Below are 26,876 nucleotides of genomic sequence, written 5' to 3'. Positions count from 1 at the left end.
GTGACTGATTCGATCAGGCATGAGTAGAAAATATCATTGTGGTGAACGCTAATGGGTATATGACTACCATTGGAAATTAGCCAAATGATTTACTCGTGATCTGGTTTTTTTGCATTTATACCATTTTTGGATATTACTTTAGAAAGGGTGTTTCATTCGTGTTTAAAGAGCTTTTTGGTAAATTACAAAAAGTTGGGAGAGCACTGATGCTGCCTGTTGCTATTTTGCCAGCAGCTGGTATTTTGCTCGGTGTAGGTACAGCCTTACAAAATCCCACACTAATACAATTTATACCTTCCTTGAATTCCACATGGATTCAGCTGGTTTCCAACGTATTGTCATCAGCTGGAGATATTATATTTGGTAATCTCTCTCTCTTATTTGCCGTAGGAGTTGCCGTAGGACTTGCAGGTGATGGAGTAGCAGCACTTGCAGCAATTGTGGGATATCTCATCATGAATAAGACGATGAGTACCATTTTAATTGCCACTCATCAGTTGGACCCTGCGAAAATCGCCAATAACCCTGCATATGCTAGTGTACTCGGAATCCCGACCTTGCAGACAGGTGTATTTGGAGGGATAATCGTGGGAGCCTTAGCAGCGATTATGTTTAATCGCTATTACAAGATTGAACTTCCTTCCTATCTAGGTTTCTTTGCTGGAAAGCGATTTGTCCCCATTGTAACTGGCTTCTTTGCCGTAATTTTGGGTGTTCTTTTGATCTTTATTTGGCCGCCGATCCAGCATGCCTTAAATGCATTTTCGACCAACATGGTAAATGCTAACTTAACCTTATCTGCATTTGTGTTTGGTGTTATCGAACGTTCTTTGATTCCATTTGGACTGCATCACATTTTTTATGCTCCCTTTTGGTACGAATTTGGTACCTACGTCACCAAAGCAGGGCAATCTGTACACGGGGATCAAAATATTTTCTTTGCTCAATTAAAAGATGGTGTAAAACTAACAGCTGGAACATTTATGGTTGGGAAATTCCCATTTATGATGTTTGGATTGCCAGCAGCCGCCCTTGCTATGTATCACGAAGCCAGACCAGAGCATAAAAAATATGTGGCTGGGATTATGGGCTCAGCTGCTTTAACTTCATTTTTAACTGGGATCACGGAGCCAATTGAGTTCACTTTCTTATTTGTGGCTCCTGTATTGTTTGCCATTCATGCAGTGTTTGCAGGTTTGTCCTTTATGGTAATGCAATTGCTCAATGTAAAAATTGGGATGACATTCTCAGGTGGTGTGATCGATTATCTCTTGTTTGGGGTACTTCAAAACCGGACTGCATGGTGGCTTGTTATCCCAGTAGGTCTCGTATTTGCGGTTATTTATTACTTTGGATTCCGCTTTGCAATTCGAAAGTTTGATCTTAAAACGCCTGGACGGGAAGATCCGAAAGAAGAAAACAATCCATCCGCTGCCAAAGTAGTTACTGGAAAGAATGAATTGCCAGGTCAAGTACTTGCTGCCTTAGGTGGAAAAGAAAATATTACTCACTTAGATGCCTGTATTACACGGTTACGTGTATCGGTTCATGATGCAAAAGATGTGAATAAAGACAAACTCAAACAACTTGGTGCAGCTGGGGTGTTGGAAGTTGGTAACAATATTCAGGCGATCTTCGGTCCGAAATCGGATACACTAAAAGGGCAAATCCAAGAGGTAATGGAAGGTCGTGCCCCAGCCAATCCGATTAATTCAGAGGAGATCGCGAATACGATGACGACTGCCCCTGTCGAGGGTAAACTCGATGAGTTTGTAGCTCCAGTGGAAGGAAAGGTTGTACCGTTATCAGAAGTTCCAGATCAAGTATTTTCCCAAAAAATGATGGGAGACGGATTTGCTATCCTACCTTCAAATGGAAAGATAGTAGCTCCATGTGATGGGAAAATTGAAACACTATTTCCGACCAAACATGCAATTGGCATTACTTCTACATCAGGGCATGAGATTATGATTCATATTGGGATTGATACAGTAGAACTGAAGGGAGAAGGTTTTACTGCTCATGTCTCTCAGGGAGATCAAGTAAAAAAAGGACAGCATCTGCTTGATGTCGACCTCGACTTGTTGAATAAGAAAGCTCCTTCTACTATCACTCCAATCATTTTTACCAACTTAAAAGAAGGAGAAAAAGTGACCATCTTAAAACAAGGAACGGTAAAATTAGAAGAAAATCAAATCGTAAAGATAGATTAAGGTAGAATAGGGGAAGGAAGACCTGCTGCGCGGGTTTTCCTCTTCCTATTTCTTTTGTTAGTATTCACTTTGTAGCAAACATGAAAGCGACCCTAATTGAGCAAAAATAAATACAAGTAATCCTAAGCGAAGATATGCACCTAAGGGACAAGTCTCGCTACGTCGCTATGCTCCTAGTCTCGCTTTGCATGACTGGAGCGTCCTTTTTGTTTTTACAACAGACGTGGAAGGCATGCCTATCAAGCGAGTTTGGAACTAGGTATTAGTGGATTTGCTCATTTGGAGGACTTATTCTTTCTTATCAAAATGAGGTGTAAAACTTTATGTCAACTCAGCCAAAAGCAATTGTGGTGATCTTTGGTGCTACAGGTGACTTAGCGAAGCGCAAATTGTTCCCTTCCCTGTACAAACTGTATAATGCTGACAAACTTTCCGAAGACTTTGCAGTAGTAGGTGTAGCCAGAGGCGAGATGTCCAATGAAGACTTTCGTCAAAGTGTCATAAATTCTGCTGAGAAAATCGAAGGAAAGATAAAGGATATAAACGATTTTGCTTCCCATTTCTATTTCCAGCCAGCAGATGTAACAGATAAAAAATCTTTTGATACCATGCAAACTCTGCTGCAAAAACTGGATGACCAATACCATACGGAAGGCAATCGTATGTTTTATCTCGCAATGGCACCACAGTTTTTTGGTACGATCTGCGAAAATTTAAAATCAAGCGGTTTGACGTCAACAGATGGCTGGAGTCGTGTGGTCATCGAGAAGCCATTTGGTCATGATTATGAATCTGCAAAAGACTTAAATGATCAAATTGGCCGAGTATTTAACGAAGATCAAGTGTATCGAATCGATCACTATTTAGGTAAAGAGATGGTGCAGAACATTACTGTCATCCGCTTTGCAAATGCCATCTTTGAAGAACTATGGAACAACCAATATATTTCCAACATCCAAATCACTTCCAGTGAAACATTGGGTGTAGAAGATCGCGGCAGATATTATGAATCATCTGGGGCTTTACTTGACATGGTGCAAAACCATATGCTGCAAATGGTAGCACTGCTTGCGATGGAGCCTCCTATCAATTTGACACGAGATGAGATTCAAAGCGAAAAAGTGAAAGTATTGCGCGCATTGCGGCCATTTACAGAAGAAGAAGTAGAACAATACTTCGTTCGGGGACAATATGGGAAAGGATGCATCGAAGATCGTGATGTAATCGCTTATCGGGAAGAAAACAATGTCGATCCAAACTCTACAACCGATACATTTGTTGCTGGGAAACTAATGATCAACAATTATCGGTGGGCGGGTGTTCCGTTCTATATTCGTACCGGAAAACGAATGAAAGAAAAATCAACGAAAATTGTCGTGCAGTTTAAAGATTTACCAATGAACCTTTACCGGGATAGAAGTCATCCGCATCCTAATTTATTGGTGATCCATATTCAACCAGATGAAGGGATGACACTGCATCTTAACGCTCAGCAACGCACAGGAGAAGAAGATTCCTTACCTATTCAGTTACATTATTGCAGCAACTGCGATGATAAAATGAATACACCTGAAGCATATGAAAGACTTTTGTATGATTGTCTATTGGGGGATGCGACCCACTATACCCATTGGGATGAAGTATCCATCTCATGGAAGTTTGTCGATACGATTTCCAAAGCGTGGAACAAAGACAAAGATGTTACGTTTCCTAATTATGAAGCTGGGTCGATGGGCCCAATGGAATCCGATCAACTCTTAGCAAGAGATGGATTCTTTTGGTGGTCGGTTGCAAGTAAGCCATCCAATTCTTAAAGCATTAAAAAAGAGGTTGTAGGATTATCCCTACAACCTCTTTTCTATTTCTCCATCCATTCTGTATGGAAAGTACCTTCTTCATCAATCCGTTGATACGTATGGGCTCCAAAGTAATCTCTTTGCGCTTGTAAGAGATTAGCAGGCAGTGTCTCTGTCCGATAACTATCATAATAAGCGAGTGCGCTGTAAAAAGATGGAGTCGGAATCCCATTTTCAATCGCAATGGTGATCACATGTCGAAGCGCAGATTGGTATTCTTCGGCAATATTTTTAAAGTATGGGTCTAATAATAAATTTGTTAAGTCTGGTTCACGCTCATATGCGTCACTGATTTTTTGCAGGAATTGTGCGCGGATAATACATCCCCCACGGAAGATCATCGCGATATTTCCGTATGGCAAATCCCAGTTATATTCTTTTGCAGCAGCACGCAGCTGACTGAAGCCTTGAGCATAAGAACAAATTTTGCTCATATACAACGCTTTACGAATCGCTTCAATCAAACCTTTTTTGTCACCTTCATACCGTTTAATTGCTGGACCTTGTAATACTTTACTCGCTTTCACTCGTTCTTCTTTCATGGAAGAGATGATACGGGCGAAAACCGATTCGGTTATGATGGAAAGGGGTACACCAAGTTCCAATGCATCTTGACTTGTCCATTTTCCAGTCCCTTTTTGGCCAGCAGTATCTAAGATGACGTCGACAAGGGGTTTGCCTGTCTTCTCATCTATTTTGGTAAAGATATCAGCCGTGATCTCAATGAGATAACTATCTAGTTCTCCTTTGTTCCACTCTGCAAATACGTGATGTAATTCCTCTGCCTCAAGGCCTAGTACATGTTTGAGAAGGAAGTAAGCCTCCGAGATCAACTGCATGTCTCCATATTCAATCCCATTGTGTACCATTTTTACATAGTGTCCAGCGCCATCGGGACCAATATAAGTACAACATGGATCACCGTTCACTTTTGCGGAGATGGCAGTCAAGATCGGTTCTACTAGTTCATATGCTTCTTTTTGTCCACCGGGCATGATCGAAGGGCCATGCAGTGCTCCTTCTTCTCCACCGGATACGCCTGTTCCAATAAAATGAATCCCATCTGCCTCTAACTCTTTATTACGGCGGATGGTGTCATGGAAATAGGTATTTCCACCGTCAATCAATACATCGCCTTTATCTAATAGAGGTTTAACTTGTTCGATCGTAGCATCTGTTGGGGCACCAGCTTTGATCATCATTAAAATTTTGCGGGGTTTTTCGAGGCTCTGCACAAATTCTTCTATACTATATGTACCAACGATATTTTTACCAGCTGCATCTTTTTGGACAAAAGGATTGATCAAATTTGTAAAGTTATCAAATACTGCGACCGAATATCCACGACTTTCCATATTTAAGGCAAGGTTTCTGCCCATAACGCCTAAACCAATAACACCCATCTGTTGTTGTTTCATCTCTATGACCTCTTTCTTGATCTAGTAAATCAAGTGCTCATTTCTTGAAAATAACATATTGATGTATTAAGTTTCAAGTGAGTATGCAACTCAAAAAGACAAGTGGAAATCCTGACAGACTGTACCACTTGCTTATGTTTTGAAGAAGATAGGAACTTTATACCAAGCATATTAGAAGCAGTCTAGACAGATAAGTATGTACTTCGTACTTATTTTTTATGAGGAGATAGTATTTTCCAAGTGTGTTTCATTATAAATGTGGTTATTTTCAATGGGCGGGGAGTAGACGTGGAAAGTGATCAAAGGTTGGTTTCTCGGATTGTACATGGAGTGAATTTGGTCTTGGGTTACGGTAAAATACTCATTTTGTTTATATCTCTCTTCTTTTACCTGCCCAGGTGCCTCAGTAGATTGTTTTATTTGATAGATACGATTATATAATGTGCCATCGACTACTTTTACACAACAAAAAGATTCCCCATGATCGTGTATGGGAGTTTCAATTTGTGGAGGAATTTGCAGAATGATTACTTCAAAAAGTTCGGATCGAAAGATAACATTTCTTCCATATTGCAGAGGGGGAGCTGGAGATGTGATGTAAGGGGAGATCTGCGGGTAAGTAATATTCCACCTGCGCATTTCTTGTTCTACTGCCGAGGGGCTTGGATGAGTGATAGGCAATAACCAATTGGGCAATTGAGCGGTCAAATCCATACTTGTTCCTCCTCATATTTCAGCCGAGAAATCCATATACGTTTAATGTATGTGGATGAGATGAAATCATGATTTGACCTCCAAGTGATGAGAAGACAATTTTACATAGCTGTTAACATTTTGTCCGATCTAGTGATAACTCTTTTATCTCGTACATATATTTCAGCATAAGGGCTTGAAAGATAGAAGGAGGGAGAACAGGTGGAGCAACTTCGCTTTAATATTTCAGAAAAGATTCGTCTGCATCCACAGCAAGCAGGGATAAGTTCGCTTCTGGAATTGGATTTATATCCCGATGTGGAGATCAAAGATGAAGGGCAGCATCTTAAAATTCACGGTTATCTTCGGCTGAATGGCACCTATGAAGGGGATATCGATGAAGAAGCAGATGTTTCTGATTATGATCCTTATGAAAGAGAGGGGGAAGAGATTGCCTATGTAATTCCTGTCGAAATTACTCTGCCTCGTGACCGTGCAGAACTAGCAACTGTCTGTGCAGAAGTAGAATCTTTTGATTACCAGATCTTATCACCATTTGAATTACAGATTGAAGCAGTTCTGATGATAGACGGGATATTGCCAGAAGCCGAGGAAGAAGAATTGATCACAGAGGTTTCTGAAGATCAGCAAGAAGAGATAGAAGAGAAAAAAGAGATCGAGTCCCCCACTTTTGCAGCTCAGCCTGCCAAACCAGAGCCAGAACAGGTAGAGGCAAAAAAAGAACAATCCAAACCCAAAGAAGTTGAACGCACCATACATCGGGAGACAAGAAAAATAGCAAAAGAACAAGTAGGCGAAGAACCACCATCACAAGAAGCCTTTCAACCTCAGCTTGTGATTGAAGAAGGACAACAAGAGGAAGAAATCAAGGAACCAAGTAATACAGAGGAAGAAGTTCGTGGCAGAGAATGGAGCAGGTGGTTGGTAGGAAATAGAGAAGAATCGTTTACTTCCTTAAAAATGGTTATTGTCCAAAAAGACGAGACGATCGATACATTAGCTGCCAAGTATGATGTTTCTTGTAATGCGATTATTAGAACGAATCAGTTCCCAACAGATCGTTTAGTGGAAGGTCAAATCGTAAAAATTCCGGTGAAGCGGAGCTAGGGAAGGAGGGCTTTCGATGTGGGAAGTGATTCATGCATTTGGATGGGACCCTTCTTCGGTGCAACATCGGGCTGGAGTATGGGAGGTTGCGGATGGAGACCAAAAATATGCGCTGAAAGAAAGTCATGCACCGAGAGAAAAACTGTATGTACTGCACCGCATGTTAGAACAAGTTCGCACAGCTGGATATCCTCATCTGCTTCCGTGGGTTCCTACAGAGGATGGAGAAATAGTCGTTTCTGCTTATGGAAGCCAGTGGTATGCCACTCCATGGCAAGAGCCTGCTGATGATCATGTATCGGCAACAGAGCTGGCATCATCCTTAGGGCGCTTTCATCGTTTAGCAGAACCTATAGCAGCACAGTTTCCCAAGTTGCACCAAGTCATCGATCCAGATCTAAAAGAGTCTTGGGAACAGCGAAAGACACAAGTATCTAGTTGGCAAGAGACGTTAGAAGAAGGAGAAGCAAAAATATCCGAACAATCTGCTCAGCTCTCCCAAAATGGATTTACGTTTGCTATCCAAGGAATCGATCGTTATCTTCAAGTGGAAAAAGGAATTGCCCCGAGATACACGATATGTCATGGTCGGGTTCATCCTTCTAATGTACTCACAAGTGAGGAAGGATTGTACTGGATCGATTTTGACCATGCTGCGCTAGATACACCCATAAAAGACCTTGCTACTTTAATACATCGATATCCAGAGGAATCTCCCGCAGAAATACTAGCAGCCTATGAACAAGAAAATAAACTATTGCCGAAAGAAAAAAGACTTCTAGCTGTCTTTCTCTCCTATCCCGAACGATTGGTTCGTGCGGTAGACAGACAAGAAGAATTAGTAGACGTTTCAAGTGAATATGCCCATATCCAAGAATGTCAAAAACTAATCAAAAAACTATGGCCGGCAAAGAAGAAGTCAAGGTCCAAACCAAAACGAAATCGATAATCCTAACGAGGGAAACCTCGTTTTTTTATGCCAAGAGGACGGGCTAGTATATATTCAAACATTATGGAAAACATAGGTAATGATTTGAAGTATCTAAAATCGGAGGATTATAGTATGGATAAAATGTGTATGAATATGATGATGATGGTCATGATGGAGGATATGATGGGAAAAATGAGAATGATGACCATGATGATGAACAAAATGCAAGAAATGAACACGATACCAGAAATGGACATGGATATGATGATGAACAAAATGCAAGAGTCAGATGAAATGATGACAAAAATGATGAGTATGATGCGAACAATGAAAGAAAAATCGATGTAGTTATTTACAATTAAAATAATTACATATATAATCAACAACAAATCAACCAAAACGAAAAAAATCGAAGGATCTCTTATCAAGAGAGGTGGAGGGATTGGCCCTATGAAACCTCAGCAACCTCAGTCAACAGACTGTATGGTGCTAAATCCAACAGAGTAGAAACTCTGAAAGATAAGAGGAGGACCTTTCTAACTAGAAAACCTCTTCTTAAAGAGGTTTTTCATTTGTTAGGGAGGTAAAATCATGATTCAGTTAAAAGAAACTTGGATAAACGATTATTTAGACTTGTATTTATATGCAAAAGAAATCGGCGATCAAGAATGGCAAGCTGAAATTTTACAAAAACTGAATTTCACAGACAAAGATTTATTTCTCTATCATTTATGGGCACAATTCGATGCTATAAATACGCAGTTGTTGTTAAGTTATCAACAACTAAGAAGTGCATCGGATGCTTTTGAACAGGAACAACTATGGGAGAAAGTATGGAGTTTAAAAATGGAACGTATTACCTTGTCCCGAAAAATTCGTTCTTTTTGGTAATAGAGAAATATGGTTGTGAAACAGCTGAAGTCAAAAACAAGATGAAAATGAAATAGATAATACATACGAGGGAAACCTCGTTTTTTATGTGAAGATGTGGAGTGTTTGTTTCATTTTCTGACATTCGTACTTCCCTTTACTTAAAAAAGAATAGCCTCCTAATTACCTCAAACGACCAGTATGTTCCACATCTCACTCAATAGACGAAGATGTGGGATTTTTTACGTTTGAGTCTTTGAATATAACATTCCGTTGAGCAAGTTTGATAGGAAATCCCTAAATCATAGAAATGATGATTCTTTTTTACCCTTTGTCCACATAAATTGAAATAAAGGATAGTGGAAAAGGATGAAGAGACGTGAAAGCGCTATTGGTTACGCACAAAAAACGCTTATTCATTATATTTTCAATTGCACTGTTTGTACTGATCGCGTTGCTCGGTCGTCTTACTTTTGTGCAGTTGGTACAAGGGCCTTGGTTGACAGGGAAAGCGGAAAATCTTTGGGGCAGGGATATTCCCTTTGCGTCAAAGCGTGGACGCATCTTGGATCGCAATGGGGAATTGATTGCGTATAATATCAGTTCGCCTTCGGTGATGGTCGTACCAGCTCAGATCAAGGATAAAGATGGAACAGCTTATAAACTAGCAAAAATATTAGGTGTGCCAGAAGAAAAGATTTTGCCGTTTGTAAAGAAAAGACAGCTTATCGTTCGGATTAATCCCTATGGGAGAAAAATATCAGAAGCAAAGGCAGAAGAGATTCAGGGGTTACAATTACCAGGGGTAGTAGTTACAGAAGATAGCAAACGTTATTACCCTTATCAAAGTTTAGCTTCCCACATCCTTGGCTTTACTGGAATTGATAATCAAGGGTTAGCAGGATTGGAATTGGAGTACAACAAGCAATTACAAGGTACCCCGGGATATATTTCGTTTAGTGCCAATGCACGTGGAGAAAAGTTGCCAGGAGGGGTAGATCGCTTCACACCGCCAAAAGACGGGATGGATTTAAAGCTTACAATTGATCTAAATATTCAACAAATCATCGAACGAGAATTGGATCAAGCAATGGCGCAGTATCATCCAGAAAATGTGATCGCCATTGCGATGGACCCCAAAACAGGAGAAATACTGGGGATGAGCAGTCGCCCCACTTATCGGCCAGATCAATATAGAACAACAGACCCATTGATCTACAACCGCAATCTGCCAATATGGAAAACGTATGAGCCGGGTTCGACATTTAAAATTATTACCTTAGCAGCCGCTCTGCAAGAGAAGAAAGTAAACTTACACGAAGGATTTTTCGACCCCGGTTTTATTGCTGTAGGCGGGGCACGACTTCGCTGCTGGAAGTCTGGCGGACATGGCTCGCAAACCTTTTTGGAAGTCGTAGAAAATTCCTGTAATCCCGGATTTGTCACCTTAGGCCAACGGCTTGGAAAACAAAAACTGTTGTCCTATATCCATCAATTTGGGTTTGGGCAGAAAACAGGAATAGACCTTAATGGAGAAGCAAAAGGAATCTTGTTTAAACCTTCGCGTATGGGACCAGTGGAGCTTGCAACTACTGCATTTGGTCAAGGGGTAGCAGTGACTCCGATTCAACAGGTGGCCGCTGTAGCAGCAGCTGTCAATGGCGGGAAATTGATGGTTCCACATCTTGCCAAGCAATGGATAAATCCAGAAAATGACCAAGTTGTAAGCACCATTAGCCCTGCTGTAAAAAGACAAGTTATAACAGCAGATACATCTGCTGCTGTACGGGCGGCGTTAGAAAGCGTTGTTGCCAAAGGATCAGGTCGTAAGGCATTTGTAGATGGCTATCGTGTTGGCGGGAAAACTGGAACAGCGCAGAAAGTAGGGCCGAATGGCACCTATCTTCAAAATAATCACATCGTTTCGTTTATTGGATTTGCTCCTGCTGATGATCCAAAGATTGTGGTGTATTTAGCAGTTGACAATCCAAAAGGTATCCAATTTGGTGGGGTCGTTGCTGCTCCTATCGTAGGAAATATTATTGGAGATACCATGCGGTATATGAAAGTACCAAAACGAAAAAATCAAATTGAACCAGAAGAAAATCCGCTTTATGATACGATTGTCACCACTCCAAATTTTGTTGGTCAAGATATTGATAAGATCAAAAATAGTTTGTATACAATACCAATTGAAACAGTAGGAAAAGGAAAATTGGTCATCAGCCAAATCCCACGTCCAGGAGAGCGGGTAAAAAAGGGTACTTTGATTCGGATGTATTTAGGGGACAAATAAATTAGCGGCTTCCATCTGTGTTTTTACAATGAGGTGGAAGCCTATTGTTGTTTCACAATATGGTTATATTTCGATTCGTTGCTTGTTTCGTCACTCTCCCTCAAGGGATTTTTTGCGTGAATTATGTTAAAATGGGTGTCATGATTGCCAGGACCCCCATACCTGGTTTTTCTATTGTTACACTTATCGTTTATTTTAAGTGTAGCTAAGCCTCTTTCAGAGTCTTAAAGGCAAGACACAATGCCAAGTTTTCTTGACAAGTGGAGTGGGAGGTTTACCTTATAATGAAATTAAGTGAACTAGTAGATGTATTACATGTAAAAGAATGGACAAATCCAAGTGATGAGCAAATCACCGGAATCGAAACGGATTCGAGAAAGGTGAAGCAAGGAGATTTGTTTATTGCTCTTCGCGGGTTTACGGTGGATGGTCATGACTATATCCAAACTGCTGTGGAAAATGGTGCTGTAGCAGTACTTGTAGAAGAATCTGTGGAAACGACTGTTCCGATGATTCGAGTGCCAGATACTAGAAGAGCAATGGGCTTTTTGGCAAACACCTTTTACCAATTTCCATCAAGACAATTAAAATTAATCGGAATAACAGGAACTAACGGTAAAACAACTACTTCCCACCTGATCGAACAAATTTTAACGTCTGTAGGGAGGGAGACCGGGATTATCGGCACAATTGGGGTGAAGATCAAAGATAACGTTATCCCAGTTAAAAATACCACCCCTGATGTGGTCGATCTGCAAAAGAGTTTACGTTATATGGTGGATGAAGGAGCCGAATATACGGTAATGGAAGTTTCATCCCATGCTCTGCATTTGGGAAGAACGAGGGGCACTCATTATCATATCGCCGTTTTTACCAATTTAACGCAGGATCATCTCGATTATCATGAGACGATGGAACAATATCGAGAAGCAAAGGGTCTTTTATTTAGCCAATTGGGCAATGATTACACCCCTGAAAAAGACAAAACGCAAGTAGCAGTGTTAAATGTGGATGATGCCGCTTCCAGTTATTTTGCTACAATCTCACCAGCTCAGGTCATTACATATGGCATTTCGGAACAGGCCGATGTTCGAGCAGTGAATATCGAGCATCGAGTAGATGGTGTGTCTTTTGAGCTGCATACCTATCAAGGTAATGTATCCATTTGTCTGCCTCTATTTGGTACGTTTAATGTCTATAATTCACTAGCAGCTGCTTCTGTTGCTCTAGTCGAGGGAATTGATTTGACGAAAATTAAACAAGCATTAGAATCGCTTACAGGAGTAGATGGCCGCTTTGAATCGGTGCAAGCTGGACAGGATTATACGGTATTGGTCGATTATGCCCATACCCCGGATAGTCTTCAAAATGTTCTAACAACTGCTAAATCTTTTGCGAAAGGAAAAGTAATTTGTGTGGTGGGTTGTGGAGGAGATCGGGATCGTGGTAAAAGACCATTGATGGCAAAGATAGCTACCGAAATTAGTGATTTCACAGTTATAACTTCCGACAATCCAAGAACAGAAGAGCCTAAGGCTATCATTGCAGATATGATAGAGGGTGTTTCTACTTCTTTACAAAGGTATATGACGATCGAAGATCGCAAAAATGCGATTGAACATGCCGTGCAGTTAGCAAAACCTGGTGATGTGGTGCTAATTGCGGGAAAAGGGCACGAAACATATCAAGAAATAAATGGTGTTCGCTATCCATTTGATGATCGAAAGATAGCTTATGAGGCAATAAAGGGTGAACAGCATGGAACGTAGAATAAATTGGATACTAGAGACCGTGTCAGGAAGCTATGAACATAAAGAGGATGATAGAGAAACTCTTTTGGCAGCAGGAGTATCAACGGATACCCGAATACTGACAGCAGGGAATCTGTATATCCCACTTATTGGAGATGTGTTTGATGGGCATCAGTTTATCGATAAAGCGGTAGAAGCAGGTGCAGTTGCGTCATTGTGGCAAGAAGATCGTGCTTTACCTGATGTATCGATTCCACTGATTGTCGTGCCAAATACTTTATTGGCAATGCAACAATTGGCAGAGCGTTATCTAACGGAAACATGTTGTAGAATAGTTGCGATTACAGGCAGCAACGGCAAAACAACAACAAAAGATTTGGTTGCAAGTGTTTTAACCACAACTTTTGAAGTACATAAGACAGCTGGAAATTTTAACAATCATATTGGTCTTCCGTTGACGGTATTGCAGATGCCAGAGACAACAGAAGTTGTCGTACTCGAAATGGGCATGAATCACATTGGCGAAATATCAGAGCTCTCTAAATTAGCCAGACCTGATATCGCGATGGTGACAAATATAGGAGAATCTCATATCGGTTATCTCGGTAGCCGAGAAAAAATCGCTCAAGCAAAGTTAGAGATTTGTGATGGTTTATCCAAAAATGGAACCTTACTATTGGATGGGGATGAGCCATTGTTAAAGAAGGACATTCCTTTTAGTAATATCGTTTCCATTGGCTGGAACAAAAAGTGTAAAGAGGGTCCAGAAGATGTACAGAGTCTAGGACTTACTGGCTGGACTTTTTCCTCCCGTAAGACAGGACACCATTACACTTTGCCATTGTTAGGCAGACATAATATCAAAAATGCTTTATTTGCGATTGAGACTGGGAGATTACTAGATATTCCAGAAGAAGATATAGCAAAAGGTTTACAGGCTGTTCCTGCAACACCGATGAGGTTAGAAGTGGCAGTGGCGAAAAATGGGTTGAAAGTGATTAATGATTCCTATAATGCGAGCCCTACTTCGGTAAATGCAGCGATTGATATTTTAGCAGAAGTAGAGCCTGAGTTAGAAAAATGGGCACTTCTTGCAGGAATTGAAGAATTAGGAGACGAGGGAAAATCCTATCATGAGCAAGTTGGAAAATATGCTGTTACCAAGAATCTTGCAGGATTGATAACAATAGGGGCAAAAGGGTTATGGATTTATGAAGCTGCCAAGCTTGCTTCTCCTAATCAAATGCAACTGAAGCATTTTTCGACCAATGAAGAAGCTTTTTCCTATCTTGATCAGGAAGGAAATGAAAACATTCTTCTTTTAGTAAAAGCTTCAAGAAAAGCTGGATTAGATCGTATTGTGAAACAATTAGTAGAGGGAGCGTAGAGTGGTGGCAAATATCGATATACGAATTATACTCATTCCACTCGCAGTAGCATTTGGGATTGGCGTACTTCTTGGTCCAATGATTATTCCAACACTACAGCGATTGAAATTTGGTCAAAGTATCCGGGAAGAGGGACCAGAAGCACACTTAAAAAAGGCTGGAACACCGACAATGGGCGGGACGATTATCCTCATGTCTGTGGTGTTGACAGCACTGCCATTTAGTAGTTTTATACTCTTAAATAATTCGAAACCGATTGTAAACTCAGACTTGTTCTTTCTATTGTTTGCAACTCTTGGATACGGAATTATAGGTTTTTTAGATGATTATATAAAAGTAGTAATGAAACGTAGCTTAGGATTGACAGCCAGTCAAAAACTGCTTGGTCAATTGTTCATTGGTATGGTGTTGTTTTGGGTTTTGATTGAAGTACGAGTACTTCGTATCGATTCAGGTGGAAGTTCTAAATTTATTTTTAACGTAGATATACCAGGAACAGATTGGACGATCCAGCTTAACTGGCTCTACTTACCATTGTTGTTAATTATGATGATTGGTGCTTCAAATGCTGTTAACTTGACAGATGGATTAGATGGATTATTAGCAGGAACCGCCGCAGTGGCATATGGTGCTTATGCCATAATCGGGATGGTACAAAGCAATTATACCGTTGCTATTTTTGCGATTTCCGTAGTTGGAGCACTTCTTGGATTTCTGGTGTTTAATGCACATCCTGCAAAAGTATTCATGGGGGATACAGGTTCACTTGCACTTGGGGGAGGACTTGCAGCTCTAGCGGTTATCACCAAGACGGAGTTATTGTTACCGTTGATTGGTGGCGTATTTGTAGCTGAAGCGTTATCTGTCATGTTACAGGTTCTTTCTTTTAAAATACGTGGGAAACGGATTTTTCGCATGAGTCCCTTGCATCACCACTTTGAACTCACAGGCTGGTCTGAGTGGCGTGTTGTTACGACATTTTGGTTCGTAGGTTTATTCTTAGCTGGTGTTGGTATTTACCTTGAGGTGTTTGTTCGATGATCAAAAAAGAAGATAGAGTATCTGTGCTTGGACTTGGAAAAAGCGGAGTTGCCGCAGCCAAGTTGTTGGCGAAAATAGGGGCAAAAGTGGAAGTTTTTGAACAAAAAAAAGCCCCTTCTGACAGCCCTGAAGCGATAGATCTCCAAAACCTAGGTATTCCTGTTCATTTTGGGGCACCAGTCGATCAGATTATTCATGATCAGATCGACTGGCTGGTAAAAAATCCTGGTGTACCATACAGTAACCCAGCTGTTCAAAGAGCAGTAGAACGATCAATTCCTGTCATAACAGAGGTAGAATTAGCATCATCTGTATTAGATGTTCCCATCATTGGTATAACAGGTTCAAATGGCAAGACTACCACTACTACTATCGTTGGTGAAATGTTGGATAAGTCGAATGTACCTGCCTTAGTTGCTGGTAATATTGGACGTGCACTATCAGATGCAGTGGAGGATATATCAGGAAAGAAATGGATCGTTACAGAATTGAGTAGTTTCCAATTAAAAGGGACCAAAACGTTTCATCCCCAAATTGCAGCATTACTCAATATTGTTCCCGCTCATTTGGACTATCATCAAAGCATCGAAGATTATGTAGCGAGTAAGGCGAAACTCTTTCAAAATTTAGATACTCCAGATATCGCTATTTTTAATTTTGATAATGAGTTATGCAGGAAAGTAGCTAACTCGCAAAAAGGTAGCATCTATTGGTTCTCGATCGAAGAGGAAGTAGAAAGAGGACTATTTGTGCGAGATGGATGGATGATCGCTCGTATGAATGGTGAAGAACAAGCAATTATGCCGCTATCCGAAATAGCTCTGCCAGGGGACAGAAATTTGGAAAATGCTTTGGCAGCGACGGCTATTTCCTTAGCAGCAGGGGCGAAGAAGGAAGCGATCCGCGGTGTACTGCAATCCTTTACTGGAGTAGAACATCGTTTAGAATATGTTTCGACAAAAAATAATGTACGTTATTATAACGATTCAAAAGCGACAAATGCCCAAGCTGCTATTACGGCACTGACAGCATTTAGTGAACCCTTGATCTGGATCGGCGGTGGATTAGATCGTGGTGTAGGCTTTCAAGAATTGGTTCCCTTTTTACGTGAGCATGTAAAAGTTGCAATTGTGTATGGAGAAACCGCATCCATCCTAGCAGATCGGGCAAATGATGCGGGAATCATCAAGATTGTGCATGCAACAGATGTAGAAGATGCTGTACATCATGCAAGCAACATCGCTACAGATGGAGATATTGTTGTCTTATCCCCTGCATGCGCCAGTTGGGATCAGTATACCTCTTTTGAAATACGAGGACGCATTTTTAAACAAGCTGTGCATACCTTGTAATAAGAGCAAGTCCCAAGAAGAGGTGTTGCCCTATGCACAGTAGTCTTAAAAAACCTGATAAGCTGATTGTAGCAGCTATTTTCTTGTTACTTATCATCGGGGTAGCAATGGTTTATAGTGCAAGCGCTGCTTATGCTTATCACCGTTTTGGAGACAGTTTTTTCTTTGCGAAACGGCAAGTATTGTTTGCGGCCCTAGGTGTATTTTGTATGTTTATAATCTCAAGAATGGACCCGGATAAATTTTATTTTGCAGCAAAGCCAGTTTTAATCGGATGTTTTATCCTGCTTTTGATCGTTTTGATCCCTGGTGTTGGGATTTTGCGAAATGGAGCGAGAAGCTGGCTCGGTATCGGAGCATTTAGTATTCAGCCTTCGGAGTTTACCAAACTAGGAATGATTCTCTTTTTTGCTCGTTGGTTTTCGAAGAAATCTTTTCAGATAGAGAAGTTTAAACAAGGTTTTATTCCGGGGATGTTACTTCTTTGCTCTGCTTTTGGCTTGATTATGTTACAACCTGATTTAGGTACAGGTACAGTCTTGATGGGAACAGGCCTCATTCTCATCTTTGTTGCAGGAGCGCGGTTTCAGCACTTAGGAAGTTTTTTGATGTTAGGTATTGCGGGCTTTGTCGGCTTGGTTCTAGCTGCTCCTTACCGGGTTCAACGAATTGTTGCCTTTTTAAATCCATGGGAGGACCCGTTGGGAGCCGGTTATCATCTGATTCAATCTCTTTTTGCCATTGGTCCTGGTGGATTACTGGGGCTCGGGATTGGTATGAGCAGACAAAAACATCTGTATTTACCTGAGCCGCATACCGATTTTATCTTTTCGATATTGGCCGAAGAGCTCGGGTTTGTCGGTGCGGCAAGTGTAATTATTTTATTTGCCATACTCATTTGGCGCGGTTATCGTGTTGCCATGTCAATGCCGAATCAATTTTACAGTCTGATGGCTGCTGGTGTTACTTCAATGATTATGATTCAAGCAGGGATCAATATCGGAGTTGTATCTGGAGCATTCCCTGTAACAGGGATCACGCTTCCGTTTTTAAGCTATGGAGGGTCATCATTGACCCTGACCTTAGCAGCTGTAGGAATTTTACTTAGTTTATCACGCTTTGTTAAACAGTGAGGGAGGAGCAACTATGAAACGCATCTTACTAACCGGTGGTGGCACTGGGGGTCACATTTATCCTGCACTAGCAATTGCTCGTGCAGTTAGAGAAAAATATCCAGAAGTAGAAATTGGATATATTGGTACAGATAATGGTCTAGAATCCAAGATTGTTCCCAAGGAAGAGGGAGTACAATTTTTTACTGTGGAAATCCAAGGCTTTAAACGCAGCCTGTCTTGGGAGAATGTGAATACAGTTCGCAAATTTATTCGTGCTGTGAGCAAATCAAAAGAATACATAAAAAAATTTCAACCAGATGTAGTAGTTGGTACAGGAGGGTATGTGAGTGGACCAGCAGTCTTTGCGGCTCATCAGTTAAATATTCCAACGATGATTCATGAACAAAACGCCGTTCTTGGATTGACGACTAAGTTTCTTGCTCGTTTTGCAGATGTGGTAGCAGTAAGTCTAGAAGATACTGCCAAACATTTGACGGGTGCTAAAAAAGTTGTGTACACTGGAAATCCACGTGCTACCGAAGTAATTCGAGCAAACAGAACAAAAGGAAGAGAATCATTAGGTTTGATGGAAAATACACCTGTCGTACTCATTTTTGGCGGCAGCCGTGGTGCAAAATCCATTAACCAAGCAGTACTTGGAATGCTTCCAAAGCTAAAAAACCTTCCAGGTGTACGCTTTGTTTATATTACAGGAGAAGTCCATTATCAAGACATTACTGCGAAAATAAATACACAAGAATATCCCAACTTAGATGTAAAACCTTTTGTTTATAATATGCCTGATGTTTTGGCGACAACGGATCTCGTTGTAGCAAGAGCAGGTGCATCAACTTTGGCTGAATTGACTGCGCTTGGAATCCCATCCATCTTGATCCCATCTCCTTATGTGACCAATAACCATCAAGAAGCAAATGCTCGTGTATTAGAAGAACAAGGTGCTGCCCGGTTATTGTTGGAGCGAGATTGTAATGGAGAGAATCTATGGGGTAAGATAGAAAATCTCGTTCTTGACCCAGAAGAGAGAAAAGCGATGAGCGCAAATGCCAAAGCATTGGGCCGCCCAGAAGCAGCCACTCTAATCGTAGAAGAACTGGAACAACTCATAACAACAAATGTCCACTCCTAGAAGAAAGTTGGTGAACAGGGAACGATGGAAAAACATCTATTAGAAGAGTTCCAAAAGCATGGAGTAACCCATATTAAACAGAACGAAGCCCTTTCCCGACACACCACTTGGAAAGTGGGAGGTCCCGCAGATTTTTATATTGAACCTGCCGATAAAGAAGAATTAATGAATGCGATGAAAGTCGTTACTGAACATAAATTGCCTTGGCGAGTGATTGGCAGAGGCTCCAATCTCCTTGTAAAAGATGGGGGGATTCGAGGAGTTGTCTTTCAACTTCAAAAAGCATTTGACTATTTGCAAATAGAAGGAACAACGGTAACTGCTGGCGGAGCTTATTCCACTATTTTATTAGCGAGCAGAACAGCAAAAGCTGGTTTAACCGGTTTGGAATTTTCAGGGGGCATTCCCGGCAATGTCGGTGGAGCCGTTTATATGAATGCAGGTGCCCATGGTTCCGAAATCAGCAGAGTGTTAAAGAGTGCAGAAGTACTCACAGAATCTGGCCAATGGTTACAACTGAGCAATGAGGAATTACATTTCCGGTATCGTACCACCATCCTTCAAGAAGAGATCAAGGGTATCGTCACAGGAGCAACCTTTGAACTAGAAAAAGGGGATGCCAAACAAATAACGGCATCACTCGCTGCCTTTAAAGATCGAAGACGCAAGACACAGCCTTTGCAATATCCTTGTGCTGGAAGTACTTTTCGCAATCCACCAGGAGATCATGCTGGTAGATTGATCGAAGCCGCTGGATTGAAGGGATACCGAATTGGGGATGCAGAGTTCTCTACGCTTCATGGGAACTTTATTATCAATTTGGGACAAGCCAAAGCAAGTGATGTGTTAGATTTGATCGATCATGCGAGAAAGACGATTGCAGAAAAATTTAATGTAGAGCTTGTTCCGGAAGTAGAGGTTATCGGGGAAGAATAGTTTGCTTGAAAACTATTCTTATTTCATAATAAAAATAGGCTTGGAATTCTACCAAGGAGTCACCGTGAGAGTTATCTTTTGGAGCGCGGTCATCTTCGGTGCTATGGCCGGCTTGGGCTTTTGGTCCGCTGCCAAGCTCCGCAGGAAGTTCAACGATGACCAAAGCGAGATGATCGATGCCCTGAAGGTCCTCAGCTATCACCGATGGCGCTTTACTTTTTGGGCTGCTCTGGATGTCTTAATCGGCATGTGGCAGTGGCTGTTCTAAGTTCTACCTCTCTTCATCGTGTTTCATATACGACTTGAAGAGAAGCCCCTCATCACGACGAGCACTAAAAAGATGATAATAAGAATAAATATAAAGGTAAATAGGAGTTCCATTTTGGGTCTCCTATTTTATGTTGCTTAATTAGATAGAAAATAGGGACTATTATGGATTTATTTTAGTTTACTTTATAATTTAAATAACATGTTATACTCGAATAAACCGAATGTATTTGTCTTGCTCAGGAGATTGTTTTGAAGACGCCTATTGGTCTCGTGGTTCTCGTTTTGGGTTTCCTTTGTATGCTCGCCCTCCGGAGGTACCGAATGATCTACACGGTCGATAAGCCGACGGTGATCCTGTTTCTCTTTGGAGTCAGCTGCATGCTGATAGGGTCCAAGATTCTGAACAGTTGACAGACATCCGAAACTTCTGCTGGCTTTGACTTTTTGATCTCAACCAGCACCGAGCCCACCACACCCAGTGGTGGGACAACGAAAATAAATAAATTTTAAATACAAAAAATGGAGATTATTTCCAATTGCTTTATCTTTGGGATTCTCTCCTTTTTTCTTTTGTGGTAGTATAGAGGGAAGAAATTGGACAAAGGAGAAGGTGGCATGGTGGAAAGGGTTCCTCCTTTTCGCATCAGAGTCGAGCGCAAAGCTCCATCATTATGGGCAGTTTTGTTTATATTTTTGTTTTTCATAGGCATTCTATTTGTACTATTTCTACGCTCCCCACTCAGTCACATTTCCAAAATTACCATTACTGGTAATCAAATCTTAACCAAACAGGAAATTTTACAGCAATCGGGGATTCGCCAAGGAATGTCTTTTTTTGGTGTAAAAACAAAGGATGTAGAATCCAATCTTCATCGAGTAAGTGCAGTCAAACTGATCACTTTGGATAAGCAATTTCCCAGTACTATCACGATCAAAGTAGTGGAATATCCGGTTATCGCTTACATAGATGACGAGCAAGCTCTCATCCCTCTTTTGGCTAATGGAGCTTTTCTCCAAACTCATCCTGTCACCTCTATGTTGAGAACAATGCCCGTAATGGAAGGATGGGACAAAGAAAAAGCTACTTTTTCGAAACTTACATCGCAATTTGCTCACTTACCGGCTTCTACGCGCAGTCAAATTTTGACCGTACGACCGTTGGAAAATAAGCCGGCATATGCTGTGCTTTCGACACGCAGAGAGCATAAAGTAGAGGTTCGAATTGATCAATTAGCTGAAAAGATGAAATTATATTCCAGATTTTTGAATCAACCCCCTGGAACGGTTCACTTATTGGAGAGCGTATGGTTTACACCTGAACATTAAAATCAGTCTATTTTCCATTACTGTAATATTATGTAATTTACATACCAGAAAAAGGGGATTTGTCTTTACTGTTGAATTATCACATGGAAGAGATACTATCTTATCCCGCTTTTCGATACTCTTCGGGCAAGGAGGTGCCCAAGACATGAGCAATGGATATCTAGTAACGTTAGATATTGGATCTTCGCAAGTACGAGTTGTAGTAGCGGAATTAACGAAGAATAGAACATTTCCTATCGTCGGTGTTGGTACTGCTGTGTCTCAAGGTATAAAAAAAGGAACCATCATCGACGTTGAACAAGCAGCAGGGGCAGTACGGCTTGCTATAGAACAAGCAGAGCAAATGGTTGGTATAGAGATTACAGATGTATATGTAGGTTTATCTGGTAATCATGTCTCCATCCAGCATAGCCATGGTGTGGTCGCGACTTTAAATCAAGATCGAGAAATCGAGGCTGTTGATGTGGAACGTGTGTTACAAGCAACAAAAGTTATCGCACTTCCACCAGAGCGCGTTATTATAGAAGTAGTTTCGAAACAGTTTATTGTGGATGGTATTCCTGAAATTCGTGACCCGATCGGCATGGTTGGGGTACGATTAGAAGTAGATGCCATGGTTGTTACTGGTTCCAAAACGGTAGTCCACAACGTTTATCGCTGTATAGAAAAAGCTTCGCTACATATGGCGGGATTCGTCTTTTTGCCACTTTCTATTAGTGAATTTACCCTGACAGCAGATGAGAAAAATTTAGGAGTTGTTCTAGCCGATATTGGTAGCGGAACGATTAAATTAGCATTTTATTCCCAAGGAAACTTGGCTGGTACAGCAGTTATTCCTATGGGTGGAGAATATATTACTACAGATCTAGTGTACGTTCTCCAAACCCAAAAAGATGTTGCCGAAGAGTTAAAATGTAGACATGGGATTGCAGTAAAGGCACATGCAGACAAACGAGAATCGATCCCGATTCCGATGATGGCAGGTAAAGAACGATATTCTTCACAGTTAGAACTGGCGCAAATTATGGAACCACGCATTATGGAAATTTTCCAGCTGATCAATCAGCAAGTCAAAGCAATGGGTTTTGCAGCAGAACCTGCCGGTGGTTATGTATTAGTAGGTGGAGTAACGGAAACTCCCTATCTATTAGAAGCAGCTAAATCCCAGTTAGGACAAGCAGTTCGTATTGCTAGATCAAAAGAAACTTCCATTTCCTCACCTGCTTTTTTAGCAAGTGTCAGCATGATCCATCAGTTAGCGAAGCAGGGAAGTATTTTAGTAAACAAACCACCTCGTAAAGAAACAGTGCCTCGGATGAAAGAAAAGAAGCGGCCATCTGCATTTCAGAGGATGAAAAATTGGTTAAGTGAATTTATATAGTGTTGGAGGGAATAGCATGCTGGGTTTTGACTTAGAGTTTGATATTGAACAAATCGCACAGATTAAAGTAATTGGTGTTGGGGGTGGAGGAAGCAATGCTGTCAATCGCATGATTGAAGCGGGTGTACAAGGTGTAGAGTTTATTGCAGTGAACACTGATGCCCAAGCATTGAATCGTTCCAAAGCGCCTATCAAATTGCAAATTGGAGAAAAGTTGACTCGTGGTTTAGGTGCAGGAGCCAAACCAGAAGTAGGTAAAAAAGCGGCAGAAGAAAGTCGTGAACAAATTGAAAATGTACTCCGCGGAGCAGATATGGTTTTTGTCACCGCAGGTATGGGCGGAGGAACCGGCACAGGAGCAGCTCCAGAGATCGCTCATATTGCTCGTGAGCTAGGTTCTTTAACAGTTGGGGTAGTAACCAAACCATTTAGTTTTGAAGGAAGAAAGCGTTCTGTACAAGCTGAGACAGGTGTAGCTTCTCTAAAAGAGAATGTCGATACGTTGATCGTGATTCCAAACGACCGTCTGTTGGAGATTGTAGATAAAAACACACCGATGTTAGAAGCTTTCCGTGAAGCGGACAATGTACTGCGTCAAGGGGTTCAAGGTATCTCCGACTTAATCGCTGTACCTGGATTGATCAACCTCGACTTTGCTGACGTGAAGACCATCATGACAGAACGCGGTTCTGCTTTGATGGGAATCGGTACAGCAGCAGGTGACAACCGGGCGACAGAAGCTGCGAAGAAAGCAATCTGTAGTCCTTTACTAGAAACATCCATCAATGGAGCACGTGGGGTATTGATGAATATTACAGGTGGAGCAAATCTCAGTCTTTATGAAGTAAATGAAGCTGCTGATATTGTGACCCAAGCCTCTCATGCGGAAGTAAACATGATCTTTGGGGCAGTGATCAACGAAGATCTTAAAGATGAGATCCTCGTTACCGTTATAGCAACTGGATTTGATAATCAATCCCAAGAAACGGGTGGAACAACACAATCCAAGAAACCTATTTTCCATGAACGGGAAAATGAATTTACTCCACTTTTTAAACACAATAACATTCGGCTTCAAAATGAAGAAAAGAACAACAAAAACACCAATCCTGTGATTGATGAAAGCTATGAAATCCCTACGTTTTTGAGGAATCAATTTAAAAAGTAATTAAATACAAATCGCGCTTTTATAATGTGCGCCCCTTAAAGTTAGGCCAAGAAATCTAACTTTAAGGGGTGCATTTTTAATGGAGAATTATGTTTTATTTGTAATATATTCCATAAATTTACTTAAAAAGTATTATATTTGAACTGCTGGATCAAATAGTTATGTTTTCTTCATCTGCTCAGATGAAAAAGGATGCTGCACCTATGTATGATGAGACAGAGGAGGGACTGTTTTGTGCTTTAGTACAGCAGCACGACCTGTATACGTGGTGTGCTTGTGCCGTTGTGAAAAGGGTATATCTTCGCTAGTATTAATTGTATCTATTTTTGTTAAAGTAAGTTTATAAGGATACAGGAAAGGAATCTTAAAACATGATCTTAATTGTAGAAGATGAAATCGCTATCTCACGTGTTTTGTCTGCCTATTTGCAAAAAGCTGAATATACGGTAGAACGTGCCTATGATGGGAAGGAAGCAATAGCAAAATTTGATCAACTACAGCCAGAGCTTGTTTTGTTAGATGTGATGCTTCCTAAATCAGATGGCTGGGAAGTATTAAAACAAATACGGAGCAAAAGTCCATGTCCGGTAATTATGATAACAGCATTAGATAAGTTAGACGAAAAACTTACTGGACTCGATCATGGAGCAGATGATTATATTAGCAAACCATTTGAACCAAAAGAAGTAGTTGCGCGTGTACGTGCTGTTTTACGTCGGTATAATCAGATTTTAGAAGAGAAGGATGTTATCTATTATGGTGGATTAAAGCTTGATTTTCATGCTCACATCGTTATATTGCATGGAGAAAAACTTGATCTAACCCCACGAGATTTATCGTTATTATTGTTTTTAGTGAAAAATCCCAATCAAGCATTTACGAGAGAACAATTGTTAGATCATGTATGGGGAGCTGGTTTTGATGGAAGTGATCGATCTGTAGACCTAGCAGTGAAACGATTGCGGAAAGCATTATCCAAGTGGTCAAAAAAAGAAGGAGAAATTGTTACCTTAAGAGGAGTGGGTTATCAATTATATGTCCATTCAAAATAAAACAAGCAAGAAGCAGGTTTCATTAATTAAGCATTGGACCAGACGTTATGTACTCATTTTACTTTTATGTTTAATCATTGTGGGATTGGTTTCGAATTATTGGATGAAGTCATTGCAAATAGAAGATCGATTAACTTTTCTAAAGTTTTTTGCTAGAGATCTTGCTGAAAATCAACCTCCACTGAATCAGACGAAGGCTCCAAATAGCGATATAAATGCATCAGATCATAATGACTTTGATGAAAACATTCGTAAGCGAAAAGAGAGATTTACCGATTTAAAAGTACAAGTGATTAATGAAAAAGCATATATCCAAATTTCCAATCAGTATGGTAGAGCTGTTTTCCAAAATCAAGAGGTAAAAGATCCAGAAATTAAAGCAATCCTTTCTAATCAAAAATTAGTGACGAGAGAAGCAATTGAAACAATACATACAAAAAGTGTAGGGACATTGTATCTTATTTCAGAACCAATTCGTAAAAGTAATAAAGTAAATGGGAATCTTTATATGTTTATAACGGAGAAAGATCTCTTGGGGAATATCTCCAAAGATTTATTTATAACTTGGTTCATCATTATCGTATTACTAGGTATTTCAGGTTTTTTTATTATTTATTGGTTATCCATACGATTAACTCGACCTATCCGTAAAGTAGCCGATGCAGCATCGCAAATACGCAAAGGAAATTATCAAGTTTCCTTATCAGAAGAAGAAATTAGAGAAAAAGAATTATATGAGTTAGTTTCTTCGTTTAAAGAAATGGCTGTGCGCTTAAAAAAACTAGAAGAAATGCGAACAGAACTTTTAGCAGGTGTAACACATGAATTGAAAACGCCGGTTACCTCGATAAGTGGCTTAATACAGGCTGTGAAAGATAAGGTTGTCACTGGAGAAGAAGTTGAAGAATTTTTAGATATTTCAATTGCAGAATCAAAAAGATTAAAAAATATGATTAAAGATTTGCTGGATTTTAATTCCTATGCTGTCGGTGCAATTCAGGTAAACATAGAAGAGATGAATATGAATGAATTAATCAAAGAAGTTATTCATCATTGGCAAGTAACAAATAGACATGATTCCATCGAAGTAACTGTTTCCTTACCGGAAAATATACTTTGGGCGCTTGGTGATCGTCTAAGAATTCAGCAAATACTATTCAATCTATTGCGTAATAGTCAAACAGCTAATAAAGAAGACGGAAAGATTGAATTAAAATTGTATCAAGATAGTAAGGAAATGATCTCCGTCGATGTGATAGATACCGGCTGTGGAATTCCATTGTCTGAACAATCGTTTATCTTTGAGCGTTTTTTCCGTGGTGCTGCTAAAAAGGATCGAGTGAGTGGGTTGGGACTTGGGCTGCCTTTTAGCAAAATGTTGGCAGAAACACAGAAGGGAATTTTAGTTCTGACAGAAAGCTCATCAGATGGAACTACTTTTACACTTGCACTTCCAAGCGTTAATGTGAAATAGGTTAGGATTATTCAAAAATCTTTCAAAAATATAAATAATCTGGACATATACCTGACTTATTCCTTCTGTA

At 40.5% G+C, this 26,876-nt stretch carries 22 protein-coding genes and 1 riboswitch; of the genes, 20 read left to right on the top strand and 2 right to left on the bottom strand.

The genetic code is table 11. The annotated features are described in order from the left end of the window. The first annotated feature begins 206 nt into the window (after positions 1-206). Together ptsG and zwf are read left to right on the top strand one after the other, a co-directional pair. Positions 207-2,213, top strand: a complete 2,007-nt coding sequence (gene ptsG / locus AC5WOE_RS13990) for a glucose-specific PTS transporter subunit IIBC (protein WP_496052859.1) — start codon at positions 207-209, stop codon at positions 2,211-2,213. 323 nt (positions 2,214-2,536) lie between these two features. Next, positions 2,537-4,027: a glucose-6-phosphate dehydrogenase gene (gene zwf, locus AC5WOE_RS13985; protein WP_496052835.1), complete on the top strand. Its 1,491-nt coding sequence runs from the start codon at positions 2,537-2,539 to the stop codon at positions 4,025-4,027. Between the two features lie 44 nt (positions 4,028-4,071). Here zwf and gnd read toward each other — a convergent pair whose 3' ends face one another. Then, entirely contained in the window at positions 4,072-5,487 is a 1,416-nt protein-coding gene (gnd, locus tag AC5WOE_RS13980; protein WP_496052834.1) for an NADP-dependent phosphogluconate dehydrogenase, read from the bottom strand. Positions 5,488-5,703: 216 nt separating this feature from the next. Continuing rightward, positions 5,704-6,201 carry a cysteine dioxygenase gene (locus AC5WOE_RS13975; RefSeq protein ID WP_496052833.1) on the bottom strand — a complete coding sequence of 166 codons (498 nt, stop codon included), beginning with the start codon at positions 6,199-6,201 and terminating at the stop codon, positions 5,704-5,706. 201 nt (positions 6,202-6,402) lie between these two features. Here AC5WOE_RS13975 and AC5WOE_RS13970 point away from each other — a divergent pair, with 201 nt between their 5' ends. From AC5WOE_RS13970 to AC5WOE_RS13885, 18 genes are all read left to right on the top strand, one after another. Then, entirely contained in the window at positions 6,403-7,308 is a 906-nt protein-coding gene (locus AC5WOE_RS13970; protein WP_496052832.1) for a LysM peptidoglycan-binding domain-containing protein, read from the top strand. Positions 7,309-7,324: 16 nt separating this feature from the next. Next, positions 7,325-8,257, top strand: a complete 933-nt coding sequence (locus AC5WOE_RS13965) for a phosphotransferase (RefSeq protein WP_496052831.1) — start codon at positions 7,325-7,327, stop codon at positions 8,255-8,257. A 114-nt stretch (positions 8,258-8,371) separates the two neighbouring features. Beyond that, positions 8,372-8,587, top strand: a complete 216-nt coding sequence (locus AC5WOE_RS13960) for a hypothetical protein (protein WP_496052830.1) — start codon at positions 8,372-8,374, stop codon at positions 8,585-8,587. Between the two features lie 70 nt (positions 8,588-8,657). Then, positions 8,658-8,765: riboswitch (SAM riboswitch) on the top strand. A 65-nt stretch (positions 8,766-8,830) separates the two neighbouring features. Beyond that, positions 8,831-9,130 (top strand): hypothetical protein, encoded by a 300-nt coding sequence (locus AC5WOE_RS13955; protein WP_496049173.1) that lies wholly within the window; start codon positions 8,831-8,833, stop codon positions 9,128-9,130. 358 nt (positions 9,131-9,488) lie between these two features. Further along, on the top strand, positions 9,489-11,405 hold the full coding sequence (locus AC5WOE_RS13950; protein WP_496052829.1) for a stage V sporulation protein D: 1,917 nt from the start codon (positions 9,489-9,491) through the stop codon (positions 11,403-11,405). 284 nt (positions 11,406-11,689) lie between these two features. Continuing rightward, the gene (locus tag AC5WOE_RS13945) at positions 11,690-13,174 is read left to right on the top strand and encodes a UDP-N-acetylmuramoyl-L-alanyl-D-glutamate--2,6-diaminopimelate ligase (RefSeq protein WP_496049171.1); all 1,485 of its coding nucleotides are present in this window, start codon (positions 11,690-11,692) and stop codon (positions 13,172-13,174) included. Then, positions 13,164-14,543 carry a UDP-N-acetylmuramoyl-tripeptide--D-alanyl-D-alanine ligase gene (locus AC5WOE_RS13940; protein ID WP_496049170.1) on the top strand — a complete coding sequence of 460 codons (1,380 nt, stop codon included), beginning with the start codon at positions 13,164-13,166 and terminating at the stop codon, positions 14,541-14,543. The genes AC5WOE_RS13945 and AC5WOE_RS13940 overlap by 11 nt, the downstream gene beginning before the upstream one ends. A 79-nt stretch (positions 14,544-14,622) precedes the next feature. Further along, positions 14,623-15,585 carry a phospho-N-acetylmuramoyl-pentapeptide-transferase gene (mraY, locus tag AC5WOE_RS13935; protein WP_496049438.1) on the top strand — a complete coding sequence of 321 codons (963 nt, stop codon included), beginning with the start codon at positions 14,623-14,625 and terminating at the stop codon, positions 15,583-15,585. Beyond that, a complete protein-coding gene (gene murD, locus AC5WOE_RS13930) occupies positions 15,582-16,937 on the top strand; it encodes a UDP-N-acetylmuramoyl-L-alanine--D-glutamate ligase (RefSeq protein ID WP_496049169.1) in 1,356 nt (451 codons plus the stop codon). The genes mraY and murD overlap by 4 nt, the downstream gene beginning before the upstream one ends. A gap of 32 nt (positions 16,938-16,969) precedes the next feature. After that, the gene (gene spoVE / locus AC5WOE_RS13925) at positions 16,970-18,070 is read left to right on the top strand and encodes a stage V sporulation protein E (RefSeq protein WP_496052828.1); all 1,101 of its coding nucleotides are present in this window, start codon (positions 16,970-16,972) and stop codon (positions 18,068-18,070) included. Between the two features lie 13 nt (positions 18,071-18,083). Then, the gene (gene murG, locus AC5WOE_RS13920; RefSeq protein WP_496052827.1) at positions 18,084-19,199 is read left to right on the top strand and encodes an undecaprenyldiphospho-muramoylpentapeptide beta-N-acetylglucosaminyltransferase; all 1,116 of its coding nucleotides are present in this window, start codon (positions 18,084-18,086) and stop codon (positions 19,197-19,199) included. A gap of 24 nt (positions 19,200-19,223) precedes the next feature. Beyond that, the gene (gene murB, locus AC5WOE_RS13915; protein ID WP_496049166.1) at positions 19,224-20,135 is read left to right on the top strand and encodes a UDP-N-acetylmuramate dehydrogenase; all 912 of its coding nucleotides are present in this window, start codon (positions 19,224-19,226) and stop codon (positions 20,133-20,135) included. A 1-nt stretch (position 20,136) separates the two neighbouring features. Further along, the gene (locus AC5WOE_RS13910) at positions 20,137-20,403 is read left to right on the top strand and encodes a hypothetical protein (protein ID WP_496052826.1); all 267 of its coding nucleotides are present in this window, start codon (positions 20,137-20,139) and stop codon (positions 20,401-20,403) included. 596 nt (positions 20,404-20,999) lie between these two features. Then, positions 21,000-21,731, top strand: a complete 732-nt coding sequence (locus AC5WOE_RS13905; RefSeq protein WP_496049164.1) for a cell division protein FtsQ/DivIB — start codon at positions 21,000-21,002, stop codon at positions 21,729-21,731. A gap of 145 nt (positions 21,732-21,876) precedes the next feature. Next, a complete protein-coding gene (ftsA, locus tag AC5WOE_RS13900; RefSeq protein WP_496049163.1) occupies positions 21,877-23,112 on the top strand; it encodes a cell division protein FtsA in 1,236 nt (411 codons plus the stop codon). A gap of 16 nt (positions 23,113-23,128) precedes the next feature. Continuing rightward, the gene (gene ftsZ / locus AC5WOE_RS13895; RefSeq protein WP_496049162.1) at positions 23,129-24,280 is read left to right on the top strand and encodes a cell division protein FtsZ; all 1,152 of its coding nucleotides are present in this window, start codon (positions 23,129-23,131) and stop codon (positions 24,278-24,280) included. 371 nt (positions 24,281-24,651) lie between these two features. Continuing rightward, on the top strand, positions 24,652-25,332 hold the full coding sequence (locus AC5WOE_RS13890; RefSeq protein WP_496049161.1) for a response regulator transcription factor: 681 nt from the start codon (positions 24,652-24,654) through the stop codon (positions 25,330-25,332). After that, entirely contained in the window at positions 25,316-26,806 is a 1,491-nt protein-coding gene (locus AC5WOE_RS13885) for a HAMP domain-containing sensor histidine kinase (protein ID WP_496052825.1), read from the top strand. The genes AC5WOE_RS13890 and AC5WOE_RS13885 overlap by 17 nt, the downstream gene beginning before the upstream one ends. Positions 26,807-26,876 lie beyond the last annotated feature (70 nt).

It is taken from the genome of Shimazuella sp. NTD248 (assembly GCF_059510395.1).
This window is presented reverse-complemented; position numbering and strand designations above follow the sequence as displayed.